Source organism: Ferrimicrobium sp., assembly GCF_027319265.1.
Taxonomy (GTDB): Bacteria; Actinomycetota; Acidimicrobiia; order Acidimicrobiales; family Acidimicrobiaceae; genus Ferrimicrobium.
This window is the reverse complement of sequence record NZ_DAHVNP010000065.1, coordinates 1-13,230: the sequence shown is the minus strand read 5'-3', so window position 1 is coordinate 13,230 and position 13,230 is coordinate 1. Positions and strand designations below refer to the sequence as shown.

At 57.9% G+C, this 13,230-nt stretch carries 11 protein-coding genes and 1 other RNA gene; 10 read left to right on the top strand and 2 right to left on the bottom strand.

The genetic code is table 11. The features are described from left to right. Nucleotides 1-25: 25 nt before the first annotated feature. A complete protein-coding gene (locus M7439_RS09515) occupies nucleotides 26-1,279 on the bottom strand; it encodes a hypothetical protein (protein WP_298343693.1) in 1,254 nt (417 codons plus the stop codon). A 539-nt stretch (nucleotides 1,280-1,818) separates the two neighbouring features. Between M7439_RS09515 and M7439_RS09510 the strand changes: the two genes are divergently transcribed. The 10 genes from M7439_RS09510 to M7439_RS09465 all read left to right on the top strand — a co-directional run bounded on the left by M7439_RS09510 (nucleotide 1,819) and on the right by M7439_RS09465 (nucleotide 12,648). After that, nucleotides 1,819-2,043 carry a hypothetical protein gene (locus M7439_RS09510; RefSeq protein WP_298339279.1) on the top strand — a complete coding sequence of 75 codons (225 nt, stop codon included), beginning with the start codon at nucleotides 1,819-1,821 and terminating at the stop codon, nucleotides 2,041-2,043. Between the two features lie 266 nt (nucleotides 2,044-2,309). After that, nucleotides 2,310-3,671 carry a phosphomannomutase/phosphoglucomutase gene (gene manB, locus M7439_RS09505; RefSeq protein ID WP_298349723.1) on the top strand — a complete coding sequence of 454 codons (1,362 nt, stop codon included), beginning with the start codon at nucleotides 2,310-2,312 and terminating at the stop codon, nucleotides 3,669-3,671. Next, complete coding sequence (locus tag M7439_RS09500) at nucleotides 3,668-3,907, top strand: Trm112 family protein (protein WP_298343687.1); 240 nt, start codon at nucleotides 3,668-3,670, stop codon at nucleotides 3,905-3,907. Before manB ends, M7439_RS09500 begins: the two co-directional genes overlap by 4 nt. 39 nt (nucleotides 3,908-3,946) lie before the next feature. After that, nucleotides 3,947-4,945, top strand: coding sequence for an SIS domain-containing protein (locus M7439_RS09495; RefSeq protein WP_298349726.1), 999 nt, complete (start codon nucleotides 3,947-3,949; stop codon nucleotides 4,943-4,945). 177 nt (nucleotides 4,946-5,122) lie between these two features. After that, nucleotides 5,123-6,400: an adenosylhomocysteinase gene (ahcY, locus tag M7439_RS09490; protein ID WP_298343682.1), complete on the top strand. Its 1,278-nt coding sequence runs from the start codon at nucleotides 5,123-5,125 to the stop codon at nucleotides 6,398-6,400. A 147-nt stretch (nucleotides 6,401-6,547) separates the two neighbouring features. Continuing rightward, nucleotides 6,548-7,099: a ribosome hibernation-promoting factor, HPF/YfiA family gene (gene hpf, locus M7439_RS09485; protein ID WP_298343680.1), complete on the top strand. Its 552-nt coding sequence runs from the start codon at nucleotides 6,548-6,550 to the stop codon at nucleotides 7,097-7,099. Nucleotides 7,100-7,147: 48 nt separating this feature from the next. Further along, a complete protein-coding gene (gene secA / locus M7439_RS09480; protein ID WP_298343677.1) occupies nucleotides 7,148-9,877 on the top strand; it encodes a preprotein translocase subunit SecA in 2,730 nt (909 codons plus the stop codon). After that, entirely contained in the window at nucleotides 9,874-10,977 is a 1,104-nt protein-coding gene (gene prfB / locus M7439_RS09475; protein ID WP_298343675.1) for a peptide chain release factor 2, read from the top strand. Before secA ends, prfB begins: the two co-directional genes overlap by 4 nt. Nucleotides 10,978-11,073: 96 nt before the next feature. Continuing rightward, the gene (ftsE, locus tag M7439_RS09470) at nucleotides 11,074-11,760 is read left to right on the top strand and encodes a cell division ATP-binding protein FtsE (RefSeq protein ID WP_298343672.1); all 687 of its coding nucleotides are present in this window, start codon (nucleotides 11,074-11,076) and stop codon (nucleotides 11,758-11,760) included. A gap of 6 nt (nucleotides 11,761-11,766) precedes the next feature. Continuing rightward, nucleotides 11,767-12,648 carry an ABC transporter permease gene (locus tag M7439_RS09465; RefSeq protein WP_298343669.1) on the top strand — a complete coding sequence of 294 codons (882 nt, stop codon included), beginning with the start codon at nucleotides 11,767-11,769 and terminating at the stop codon, nucleotides 12,646-12,648. A gap of 444 nt (nucleotides 12,649-13,092) precedes the next feature. Here M7439_RS09465 and ssrA read toward each other — a convergent pair. After that, nucleotides 13,093-13,230: a transfer-messenger RNA gene (gene ssrA / locus M7439_RS09460) on the bottom strand; the annotation flags it as partial.

Below are 13,230 nucleotides of genomic sequence, written 5' to 3'. Positions count from 1 at the left end.
CATTGTGGACATGGGGACTCGCCGACTATGTCCGCGTTGTGGACGGAAACACTTGGACCCAGTGTCGACCTGCGTTGGTTGTAGCCCAGACGATGGGGTGGAGGCGATGGTGGCTGAATTTGGAGACGGTTAAAAAGCCGTGCCTCAGCGAGACAAACGCAAGGGTTGATCCACCGAGAGCAAATTGGGGTGTGACGATCGGGGCAACCGTGACAAAATCGGCACCGCCATCGGTGGTGCGTTCCAGGGCAGCCCCGGTCTCTCGTTGATTGACGACCAGCCGGCAGGCAGTTTGGGCGTTCACGGGTGCAAAGGCATCTCCGCTCGTCCCTGATGGCCACCAAAACCTGGTGAAGTGACCGGTGAACGTCTCGGCACGGAGCTCACTGACGAGCATTCCTGTCGGACAGCTTGCCCAGATTGTCGGGGTACGGAGATGGAGCGTGCAGGCCGTGACGGAGTCAAGGGATGGCCGCACCAGATCCACGATCGGTGCATTTCTCGAACGACTCAATAACAATTGCGCAGAGGCGGTTCGTGGTCCTGTCGGGTCTGCAACGACGATCACGGTGGATCCCTGTGCCGCAAGAGAGGGCTGTTCCAAGAAGGGGTATGGCAGCTTTGGCAGCGGGAGCTGGGTCGTCATCACCCGATGAGAGACGAGCGATCGGCGCTCGAGGGCATAGCGACTACACGCATTGGCACCATCACGATCCTGACAGACGCCCACGAGCGCGACGAGGGAGTGGGTGGTGAAGGCGACATCGAGCACCTGATCATGCGAGGTGTCCACCATCTCCCACCGATCTCCACCATCGGTGGTGAGGTAGAGCTTGGTCTGGATCGACTTCGTCCGGTATTGGGTGAAGAGCGCAGCACCTTCCTGGCCATTTGCAAAGCGATAGCTAGCGACAACGGTGCCGTGTGTTGGGCTGAATCCAAAGCGCTTGAGGATGACCGTCTCCCAGCCCTCGGGGCGCAGGTTGGAGTTCAACATACTCGTGGCAAGAGCCGGACAAGAAGCTCGAAGACAGGCGGCGGTGCCCACCACTACGATACGGGTGCCGGTTTGGGCAATGACGCTTTGGGTGGCTTGGAAGCTCGTCGAGATGCCCGGAGTGACCTCGCCAATGATGGATGTTGGGATCGGTGAGCTGCGTGCTGGAGTGGGGGACTGTGATGTCGTTATGGACCCGCCACACGCCGCAAGCATGAACGTGCTGAGCACGGTGCTGATGACCCATGCCCGCCAGCGCATGGGTCCAAGTTGATGCGACATAAGGGCAGTGTATCCTAGACGAGTTAACGCATCCCTGACCAACACACGCTATCTCATGCTGGCCGATCACGGGAAGCTCCAGTGTAAATAGGCTCATTCTTCCCCAGTTCATGGTCCCCTGGCGCCGGATTGCTCGTGCTGATCCCGGTGACCTCTATCCAATGCGAGGTACCACTGCGGTCCGTTGCAGAGGATGAGGCTGTTGGGTGGAAGAGTGGATGCCGATGCAGCTAGTAATCGTCATGAAATCGGGTCTGAAGTGGTCTGATGTCAGTGCTGACGGGAGTTCTTGTGTGCGTGCACTAGCTCCTCAAGCGGCCTTGGAGACGCATGGAACCGCTGCGGCGCGTTCACCGGTTGCCCTGTTAGGGTTGACAGAGTATACCTACAGGGCGAAGTTGTGATGAAGTTTCACCAGAAAGTACCCCTTCACCAGGGAAGTAGTGTTTCATCAAATGTTTAAGTTTTGGAAAAAATGATCCGACAACTTACCTCTGAGGCCCGCTAGAGCCTCAAAGCATGGGTGGAGGAGGAGTCGGGTGGATGCGTTGTGCCCAGTCTGTCGCGAGAAGGAACTCGTCATCATCGAGCTTGGTGTCGGTGATCACGAGGTGGTGTTAGTGAGCTGTGCCGCTTGCGGCAGCCGATGGTGGCGTCGCGATGGGTTCGCGGCCCAAGTTGGCGAAGTCGTAGAGTTGGCGGCCACGAGCGCTCGTTCGGGCAACCGAAGAAAGAGCGGAAGACCCGCCAAGACTGCCTCGTAGCCTCCTTGTGCGTTCGAACGACGAAGCGGGCCCAGCTCGGGAAGCATGACTGCGGTGCGCGGCTGGGCTCGTCATCGACATCCGTGGTGGATCTCGATCACCGGCCGTAGACAATCACCGTCGGCCATCATTCTCTGCTAGGATCGCCAGTGGTTAGTAGGTCGGCGGGTTGGCTAGACTGCACTGGTTTGGTCCCGCCACACAGCCGTGATGGCGAGTTCCTGCGTTTGGACGGTCGTCGTAGCGAAAGAGGGTGAATCCGGCTGATGAGCGATATTTTCAAGGCCTATGATGTTCGGGGGATCGTGCCAGACGAACTGAATGTCGATTGGGCGCGGGCGATTGGTGCGGCCTTCGCCCAGGTTGTCGCTACCGATCGAGTGATCGTCGGCTACGACATGCGGCTCTCTTCCGATGCGCTGAAGTCTGCGTTGGTCGAAGGTTTGAACGCATCCGGAGTGGATGTGATCGATGTTGGGCTCGCCTCGACCGATCTCCTCTATTTTGCGAGTGGCAGGCTCGATCTTCCTGGGGTGATGATCACCGCTTCGCATAACCCGGGTAACTACAACGGTATCAAGTTTTGTCGGGCTGGCGCGAGCCCTGTGGGTGCAGAGAGTGGTTTGGTCGAGGTGCAAGAGCTTGCCACCAAGTACCTTGCGACCACTGTTCCAGTCCGTGCGGTGCAAGGAACGTGTGAGCGACGATCGATGCTCGATGAGTACGTTGCCCATGTGCGCTCCTTTGTCGATGTCACGAAGCTCCGTGGCCTCAGAGTCGTTGCAGATACCGCAAACGGTATGGGCGGTTTGATCGTTGGGCCAGTTTTTGATGATCTTGGCGTCAGCCTTGAGGTGATGTACGGCGAACTCGATGGCTCATTCCCCAACCATCCGGCCGACCCAATCCAGCCAGAGAATCTTGTCGACCTCAGGGCCAAGGTTCTATCGATGGGAGCTGATGTTGGGTTAGCCTTTGATGGTGATGCTGACCGCGTTTTTCTGGTCGACGACAAGGCCGCCCCGGTCTCGGGATCGACGACGACGGCATTGATCGCACGCAGAATCCTCAGTCGCTTTCCAGGCGAGACGATTCTGTATAACTTGATCTGTTCGAAGGCGGTGCCTGAGGTGATCACACAGGCTGGTGGAACCGCCATTCGGACTCGCGTTGGCCACTCGTTTATTAAGGCGGAGATGGCTCGTACCGGCGCTATTTTTGGGGGCGAACACTCTGGCCATTACTATTTCCGTGACAACTATCGTGCCGATTCGGGCATGATCGCGGCCTTGACGGTCCTCGAGGAGATCGCCATCCAGGGGTCATCCTTGTCGGAGATGCGGGGTTCGTTGGAGCGCTACTCCGACTCTGGTGAGGTCAATACCAAGGTCCAAGACACCGCGGCCGTCCTCGCGTTCGTTGAGAACGCCTATCAGGGGCGTGCGGTAGTCGACCACCTCGATGGGTTAACACTTGATTTTGGTGATTGGTGGTTCAATCTTCGACCCTCCAACACCGAGCCACTCTTGCGTCTTAACCTTGAGGCGCCAACCGATGATGAAGTGTCGCGGCGATCGCATGAGGTTCTTGCCGTTGTGGCAAAGGCAGATTCGGAGGTGATTCGATGACCCTTGCTCCAGACTTTGTGGCGATTTTGGCCTGCCCGGTCGACCATGAGCCGCTGCTCTATATCGAGAGCGAACGTGCGCTCTATAACCCGCGCCTCAAACGCAAATATCGTATTGAGGATGATATCCCTATTCTCCTGATTGAGGAGGCCGAACTCGTCGACGACAAGGAGCACGTTCGGCTCTTAGGGCTTGCGTCTGACAAGTCACCGCAGACTGAAGGAGAAGATTCGTAAGTGTACGTCGATTCACAAGGCATGTGGGAGGCCACGCGGATGCTCCCCGAACAGATGGAGGCGGCACTTTCCCAGGTCGCTTCAGTGTGTGATCTGCCCAATAAAGACCACATCGAACACGTCGTGGTCGTCGGGATGGGAGGGAGCGGGATCGCAGGAGATGTTGCACTCGCAGCCGCTGCTCCGTTCATGGCAATCCCGATCACGATTGTCAAAGGATATGAGCTTCCGAGCTACGTCGGCCCACACTCGCTGGTGATCGCCGTCTCCTTCTCGGGCAATACCGAGGAGACGCTTGAGGTGGTCGCTCATGCGATCGATCATGGGGCAAAGTGCGTTGCTGTGACCTCTGGTGGCGAACTCGCACGGTTAGTGGAGGAGCGGGGATGCTGTGTCGTCGGGGTCGACGGGCGCATTCCCCAGCCACGAGCGGCTTTTGGCGCACTGTCGGTATCGGTACTTGGCATTCTTGATCAGGTAGGACTCTTCAAAGGCGCAACGGGTTGGATCAACCTCGCCATCACGCGACTCAAGGAGCGACGTGATGAACTCGATACCCCTGATTCGATGGCGAGCGCGATCGCCGCCGAATTGAAGGGTACGATCCCGATTATCGTCTCCTCTGGTCCACTCGGCCAGGTCGCGGCGATGCGCTGGAAGGCCCAGATCAACGAGAATGCGAAGGCACCGGCGTTCTCCTCGGTCTATCCTGAGGCCTGCCATAACGAATTGGCGGGATTCGATGCCTACCCAGAGCTGCTGACACGCGATCTCTCCCTGGTGATTCTTCGCCACAACTATGAACACCCCCAGATTGCGCGCCGTTACGAGTTCGCAATGAAGACCATCGGTCCTCGTCTCGCGCACTGTATCGAGATCGAGGGACATGGTGTTGGCGAGTTGGCGAACCTCTTCGATCTGACCTTTGTCGGTGACTATGTCGCCCTCTCTCTCGCCGGTCAGCTCGGTATCGATCCGGGTCCGATCACGATTCTTGACAACGTCAAACGGTTCCTGGCGGGTACAGCGGTTGAATAGCTGATCGCGCGCGAGCGTATCCCGCTGGGCAAGCCCTGGTTCTCACGGCTGCTTGTGGTAGTGACCACACCATCGGGTAGAGTGGATGACACCATACATAGTTGTGCCAAGTATCGTCGCCTCCTGACTATCGGGAGGACCGTGATAACAGGAATAGGACCAAGAGAGAGGTAATCAGTGGAGTACGACATCAGCGATATCAGCGAGGCAGACGCCGGGCGTCAGCGGATCCTTTGGGCCGACGGACAGATGCCGGTCCTTACCTCGATCCGTGATCGGTTCGCAAAGACCAAACCCCTTGCTGGGATTACCATCGCGGCCTGTCTGCACATCACGACGGAGACGGCGAATCTGCTACGAACGCTCCAAGCTGGCGGTGCCGAGGTCGTTGCCGCGGCTTCGAATCCTCTTTCGACCCAAGATGATGTAGCGGCCTCGCTGGTCAAGCACGATGGCATCGCTGTTTTTGCTCGACGTGGCGAGGATACCCCGACGTACTACTCCCACATCGATGCGGTGCTCGATGCGAAGCCACAGGTCACCATGGATGACGGCTGTGACCTGGTGTCACGCGTGCACCGTGAGCGTCCAGAGCAGGTGTCGAGTATTTTTGCAGGCACCGAGGAGACGACGACGGGTGTGATTCGTTTGCGCGCCATGGAACAGGCGGGTTCGCTTGGCTACCCCATCGTTGCGGTCAACGATGCGAATACCAAGCACATGTTTGACAACCGCTATGGTACCGGACAGTCGACCCTTGACGGAGTGATTCGGGCTACCAACATGTTGCTCGCCGGAAAGGTTATGGTGATCGCTGGTTACGGTTACTGCGGCAAGGGTGTGGCCTCGAGGGCGCGTGGCATGGGTGCTCAGGTCGTCGTCACCGAGATCCAGCCGCTGCCGGCGCTCGAAGCGGTGATGGATGGCTTTGCGGTGATGCCAATGGCTGAGGCGGCACGGATCGGCGATATCTTCATTACCCTTACAGGTAACCGTGACGTGCTGCGGCCAGAGCACTTTCGCGTGATGAAGGACGGCGCGGTGTTAGCAAACTCGGGTCATTTCGACGTCGAAATCGACCTCGCTGGTCTGGCCGAGATGACGACTGGTGAGCGCCGCCGCATGGTTCGTCCGATGGTCGAGGAGTTTCTTGTCCGCGGTGACGACGGCGACGATCGGCGAGTCCAGGTGATCGCCGAAGGGCGTTTGGTCAACCTCAGCGCAGCAGAGGGTCACCCAGCATCGGTGATGGACATGAGTTTCGCTAATCAAGCGCTGAGTGTGGAGTGGCTAGTCGCTCACCGAGGCGAGCTAACCGCCCAGGTCTATGATGTCCCGAGTGAGATCGACGCCTCTGTCGCGGAGCTCAAGCTCGCCTCCATGGGAGTCATGCTCGATGAGCTGACCGCGGCCCAGCGGGAGTACCTCGCTTCGTGGACCGACGGCACGAAGTAGGACTGACCGGAGTGTGTGGTGGGGCCACGCACGAGGATCTCGATGATGACGGACGATCACCGGTTGTGACTAGTGAGTTGGGATGTTCTCTTCGCGATACGAAGATCGATGTGGTAAGTGAGCCAGCAGGCAGAAGGAGATAATGAGATGCAGGTTGAGTACCGTTGCAAGGGCTGTGTGGTTAGCGATGATTCCAAGGCTCTGATCGAGGACCGGGTCCATCGCCTCAGTAAGTACCTCGGAGAGGTCGACCGTGCAGAGGTATTCTTTGAACGCTCGCAAAATCCGGCCCAGAGTGACAAGGTACACGCGGAGATCACCCTGCGGCTTGCGAGCACCGTTGCTCGTGCCAAGGGTGCTGCCGAAGATGAACTCGCTGCCTTTGATCGTGCCGAACACAAGTTGGCACATCAGCTCGAGAAGCTGAAGGGTCGTCTTCTGGCGCGCAGTCACCCACACCATAGGACGGACAAGGTTGCGGACCTCTCACAACTCGATGAGGTGCCCCAGATTGTGCGTTCCAAGGCCTTCGAGCTTGAGGTGCTGGATCCCGAGACAGCGGCGGTCCGCATGGAGCTGCTATCGCACTCGTTCTATCTCTTTATCAACTCGTTGACCGAGCGTTCCGCCGTCGTCTATCGTCGCGGAGACGGCTCCGTTGGATTAATAGATCAGGCTGAGGTGGCCGATCCTTCCTGAGAGACCGAGGCTAGACTGCTCTAGTGCTTGGAGCCACCGGGAGTTGATATGGGTATAATCGATCGAGTTTTAAAAACAGGTGAAGGCAAAAAGGTCAAGCGCCTTGCTGACGTCGTTCCTCTGATCAACGAGCTCGAGCCCGAGTTCGAGCAGCTGACCGATGACGAGCTCAGAGGCAAGACGGATGAGTTCCGGGATCGTCTCGATGCAGGTGAGACCCTTGAGGATCTCTTGGTCGAGGCATTTGCCACCGTCCGCGAGGCGGCGAAGCGTGCCATCGGCCAGCGCCATTATGACGTCCAGCTGATGGGTGGAATGGCACTGCATTTTGGATGGATTGCTGAGATGAAGACGGGTGAAGGAAAGACACTGGTCTCGACACTGCCGGTCTATCTCAATGCGTTGACCGGGCGAGGTGTCCACCTTGTAACGGTGAACGAGTACCTCGCCGCCCGTGACTCGGTGTGGATGACCCAGATCTACGATCGGCTCGGCATCAGTGTGGGGCGGGTGACCGCCGACATCAGCGATCCCAAACTCAAGCGTGAAGCCTATGCGCGGGATGTGACCTATGGAACCAACACCGAGCTCGGTTTCGATTACCTGCGCGATAACATGGCCACCACCCTCGACGATATGGTCCAACGCGGCCATGCCTTTGCCATTGTCGATGAGGTTGACTCTATTTTGGTTGATGAAGCGCGTACGCCGTTGATCATCTCGGGTCCATCGGCGCAGTCCCCCGAGCTCTACTACAAGTTTGCGGGGGTGGCACGTACTCTTAAGGCGGGCGTTGACTACGAGGTCGATGAGGAAAAGAAGATCGTCATGACCACCGAGGAGGGGATCGGGAAGGTAGAGAAGGCGCTCGGGATCGAGAATCTCTATGACATCTCTGCCATGACCTACCTCCACCAGCTGAATCAGGCGCTTCGGGCGAAGGATCTCTATAAGCGCGACAAAGACTACATCGTTGACAGAGGTGAGGTCAAGATCGTTGATGAGTTCACCGGCAGGATCCTTGAGGGTCGCCGATGGTCCGATGGGCTCCATCAAGCGGTGGAGGCCAAGGAGCGCGTGCGGATCCAGGAGGAGAACCATACCTGGGCGACGGTGACGCTGCAAAACTACTTCCGTCTCTACGAGAAGCTTGCCGGGATGACGGGTACCGCCGAGACCGAGGCCGCTGAGTTCGCCTCGACCTATCAGTTGACCGTGGTCCCTATTCCCACCAATAAGCCCGTGATCCGTACTGACCACGGTGATCTCATCTTCAAGACCGAAGAGGCGAAGTTCAACGCCGTCGTCGATGATATCGAGGCCCGATTTGAGCGGGGACAGCCTGTACTCGTTGGCACGATCTCAGTGGCCAAGTCTGAACTCCTCTCCAAGCTGCTCAGCGCTCGATCCATTCCTCACGCCGTACTCAACGCCAAGCAGCATGCACTTGAAGCGGAGGTGGTCTCCCAGGCTGGTCGTCTCCACGGGGTGACCGTGGCGACCAATATGGCCGGCCGTGGTGTGGACATCCTCCTCGGCGGGAATCCGGATCGGCTCGCCCTCTCTGAGCTGATGAACAACGGTGTTGACCCCGAGAGTGAGGAGGGTCAACAACACTTTGCTGAGGCGCGGGAGAAGTATACCCAAGTGTGTGCCGAAGAGGCCGAACAGGTTCGACAACTCGGCGGGCTCTACGTGATCGCGTCAGAGCGACACGAGTCACGGCGTATCGACAATCAGCTTCGTGGTCGCGCTGGTCGCCAAGGCGATCCTGGGGAGAGTCGTTTCTATCTTTCGCTTGAGGACGAGCTGATGCGGCTCTTCGCGGGGGGTGGCGTGGTGAACTGGGTCATGAGCAAAGCCTTTCCTGAGGATCAGCCGATCGAAGCCAAGACGGTTTCACGCGCCATCGAACGCGCCCAGGCCGCGGTGGAGGCTAAAAACGCCGATATTCGTAAGGATGTTCTCAAGTACGATAAGGTCCTTGATGAACAGCGCAAGGTTATCTACGAGCGTCGCCGCGAGATCCTCGCTGGCGAGGATCTCAGTGAATTCACGATCGCATCCTTATCGCGGGTGATCGACCGACTGGTGGAGACCTATCTCCCAACGGACTATGAGGATAATTGGAACCTCGATGAACTTCTGGAGCAGGTAGTGCTGTATTGGCCGACCGCCTTCGTCGTCGAAGACCTCCATCAGGCGACGACGAAATCCCAGGTATCCGCCTCGTTGCATGCAGAGGCACTGGAGTACTACCAGGAAAAATCTGCCAGTCTTCCGCTAGGGCCGGATGAGGAACCGGGAGCACCAGCACGCGAGATCGAGCGACAGGTGCTCCTCTCAGTGGTCGATCAACACTGGCGTGAACATCTCATCGATATGGACTATCTCCGCGACGGGATTAATCTCCGTGCGATGGGGCAACAGGACCCCTTGGTTGCATGGCAACAGGAGGGTTATGACATGTTCCAGGAGCTGATGAAGCGGATCGAGGATGACTACATCCGCTACGTGCTCCAGGTTCAAGTTGTGGGTCCCGAGACCCAAGGTGTTGATCTTGCACAGGCATCCTATTACGGGGCCACTGACCCTGGCGACGTCAACCTCTTGGAGTCGTTCCAGGCGGCACAAGGAGCGGTGGCGGTGGCAGAACGGCCGATCGAGGACGTCGAGGTGAACGCGACGCTCGTCAAATCTGAAGAGGAGCGAATCGGCCGCAATGATCCCTGTTACTGTGGCAGTGGGCTCAAATACAAGCACTGTCATGGCAAGTGAGTGACGTCAGCGACCGGTTAGGAGTGCTTGAGGATCGACTTGAAGCCGCCCGCCGGTATCTCAAGATTGACGATGCTGGGGTCCAGCTCCAAGAGCTTGAGGCGGAGATGGCCGCACCTGAGTTCTGGTCCTCTCCTGAGCAGGCGCAGCAGGTTTCGCGCCGCTACACCCAGATGCGAGAGGACGTTGCATTACTCGAGTCCATCGAGCACCGTCTTTCGGATGCGCGGGTGCAGGCCGAGTTCCTTGAACAAGGCGATCTTGAGTTCGCCGACGAACTCGAGGAGAACCTCTCTTGGGTGAGCGAACGCCTCGCAAGCCTGGATATTCGGGCACTCCTCTCGGGAGAGTTCGACGAGGGCGACGCGATTGCAGAGATCCATGCTGGTGCGGGGGGTACCGATTCCCAGGATTGGGCCGAGATGATGTTGCGAATGTATGAGCGGTACGCGGGTGAGGCGGGGTTCAGCTTTGAGCTCGATGAGGTGACGCCCGGTGGTGAAGCGGGTATTCTCTCCGCCACCTTCATCGTCAAGGGTCGGTACGCCTACGGACTACTCCAGGCGGAGCGGGGGGTTCATCGGCTCGTTCGCATGTCGCCCTTTGACTCCCAACACCGACGCCATACGAGTTTTGCCTCCTTTGAGGTGACACCGCTGATGGATGAGTCCTTCGAGGTGGCGATCGACGACAAGGAGTTGCGTATTGACACCTATCGCTCCTCCGGAGCGGGTGGACAGCACGTCAATGTGACCGACTCTGCGGTGCGCATCACCCATCTGCCGACGGGGATCGTGGTCTCCTGTCAGAACGAGCGGTCCCAGTTGCAGAACAAGGCGAGGGCGATGCAGATTCTGATATCGAAGCTTGAGCAACGCCATCGGGAGGAGTTCCGCGCACAGATGAGTGCGATCGGTGGTCCCCAGTCAGAGGTGAGTTGGTCCAACCAGATTCGTTCGTATGTTTTGGCACCCTATCAATTGGTCAAGGATCATCGTTCTGGTTACGAAGATCATAATGTGACGGAGGTTCTCGATGGAAGGATTGGTCCATTTATCCAGGCGTTTCTTGAATGGCGTCGAGCAAATGACAGCGATTGAGACTCAGAGCATTGATTCGGGTGTTAGGATATGTCGAGACGGTCGAGCTGTTCGCGCTCCAGGGCGTGGATCCGGTCGATGCAAAGGAGTTCTTGAGTGATCAAGTTTGAAAATGTCTCCAAGTCGTATTCTAAGGGTAGCCCCGCAGTGCGGGATATCTCCTTTGAGATCGATCGAGGAGAGTTCGTCTTCTTAATCGGGTCATCTGGTTCGGGTAAGACGACCTTGATCCGGTTGATGATCCGCGAAGAGAAGCCAGACGATGGTACTATCTGGGTCGCCGGCAAGAATCTGGTAACGATGCCCAACTGGAAGGTTCCCCACTTTCGCCGTAACGTCGGCGTGATCTTCCAAGATTTCCGTCTGCTTCCTAACAAGACGGTGGCACAGAACGTGGCCTTCGCTCTCCAGGTGATTGGCAAACCCAACCGTTTCATTGCCACCCAGGTGCCCCAGATCCTTCGTCTGGTCGGTCTTGAGGACAAGATGGAGCGCTTTCCACACCAGCTCTCCGGTGGTGAACAGCAACGAGTGGCGATCGCGCGAGCCTTCGTCAACCGGCCATTGATCCTTCTTGCGGACGAGCCCACCGGCAATCTCGACCCCGATACCAGCTGGGGCGTGATGAACCTCCTTGAGCGTATCAACCGCACGGGTACCGCTGTGGTCATGGCGACCCATGACGTCGGCATCGTCGACTCTATGCGGCGGCGTGTGATCGAGATCGACAATGGTCACCTCAGCCGAGATCAGGTCCGTGGCGTCTATGGGTTGGGTGTGTAAGGAACAATGTCAATCAAGTATTTTGCCGCGGAGACCGGCACAAATCTCTGGCGGAACCGGCTGATGTCGCTTGCAGCTATCTTCACTGTGGCGATCTCCCTCTCCCTAGTGGGTTCCGCGTTGCTGATCAAGCAGGGAGTATCCACCGCAACGGCCGAGTGGAAGGGGAATGTGCAGCTGCTGGTCTTCCTCCAGCCGAAGATCTCTCCGACTGAGTTCACTGCGGTCGAGGATCAACTACACCAACTCCCAGCAGTGAAGAGCTTCTCCTATGTCCCTCGGGCAGAGGCGTACGCTGATTTTCGTAGGCTCTTGGCGAATCAACCTGACCTGGTGAACGCGGTACCTGAGTCCGCTGTTCCCACCTTTTTGCGTGTCTCCTTGGTGAATCCAGCGGAGACGAGGGCGGTCGCGGCGATCTTTCAGGGACAACCGGGTGTGGACACCGTCAACGATAACTTCTCAGCGATCAACACCATCACGACGGTCTCGAATGTAGCCCAGACGGTGATCTTGGCCGTCGCGATCATACTGCTGGTGTCCGCTGCGGTATTGATCCTCAACGTCATCAGGGTGGCGATCTTCTCCCGCCGCAGAGAGGTAGCGGTGATGCGCTTGGTGGGAGCGACAAACTCCTTCATACAGATCCCATTCATGCTTGAAGGGCTGGTGCAGGGTTTGATTGGCGCGTTGGTCGCAACCGGGGTAGTGATCCTGGTGAAGTCGCTCATCGGGTATGCCATTTCGCACTTTCGCATGCATCTCCTTGAGGGCTTTGTCCTGACGAGTCACAACCTGATTGAGACGATCGCCGTGATCGTAGTGGCGGGTGTCGTGGTGGGAACGCTCGGTTCCACCATTGCGGTGCGCCGTTTCCTGGCTACCTGATACCGAAACTGGTCGGTCGTCGTGGACGGCCCAGGGGTGTCCGTCCTTCGTGCTCTGACTCGACCAGGGTCGCGTGATCTTGGCCAGGACCACGAGATCTTGGGCCGCCACTTGGTCACAGGTTCCAGAGAAGTGTGCGAGAGGATGGGTACTTTCTAGGGCCTGATCGGCAGCACGGGGACTGCGGGGTTATAGCTCGATGTCGATTCCTGAGCCTCAGGATCCTCTGGATCTCGGTGGTGATGAGGGGGGTTTGTCCTCCGCTTGACTGGTCGGAGGATGATGAAAGGTGCTCAGCCATCGCGCTCACGCAAGTCTGTTCAAGCAAGACCGCCTCAATAAGGCAGCACCGGCGGAATTGGCCATGTGACAGGTAACCGGAAATGGGGCCACCCTTTCAGGGAGCCCCATTGTGTGCGGTCCGATATTGCTATCGGTCTTGTGCCGTGGAGGTGGCGGGAGTCGAACCCGCGTCCCTTGGCGCTTTCATGATTCTTCTCCGAGCGCAGTCGGGTTTTTGATCGATAGTGGTGCCACCCGACGGACTTCACTACCGTTTTCTTGATTGATGTCCTCCAAGAG

Coding starts and splice junctions, on each gene's coding strand:
- M7439_RS09515 (WP_298343693.1), bottom strand. CDS start 1,279: ATGTCGCATCAACTTGGACCCATGCGCTGGCGGGCATGGGTCATCAGC.
- manB (WP_298349723.1), top strand. CDS start 2,310: ATGAGCGATATTTTCAAGGCCTATGATGTTCGGGGGATCGTGCCAGAC.
- M7439_RS09500 (WP_298343687.1), top strand. CDS start 3,668: ATGACCCTTGCTCCAGACTTTGTGGCGATTTTGGCCTGCCCGGTCGAC.
- M7439_RS09495 (WP_298349726.1), top strand. CDS start 3,947: ATGCTCCCCGAACAGATGGAGGCGGCACTTTCCCAGGTCGCTTCAGTG.
- hpf (WP_298343680.1), top strand. CDS start 6,548: ATGCAGGTTGAGTACCGTTGCAAGGGCTGTGTGGTTAGCGATGATTCC.
- secA (WP_298343677.1), top strand. CDS start 7,148: ATGGGTATAATCGATCGAGTTTTAAAAACAGGTGAAGGCAAAAAGGTC.
- M7439_RS09465 (WP_298343669.1), top strand. CDS start 11,767: ATGTCAATCAAGTATTTTGCCGCGGAGACCGGCACAAATCTCTGGCGG.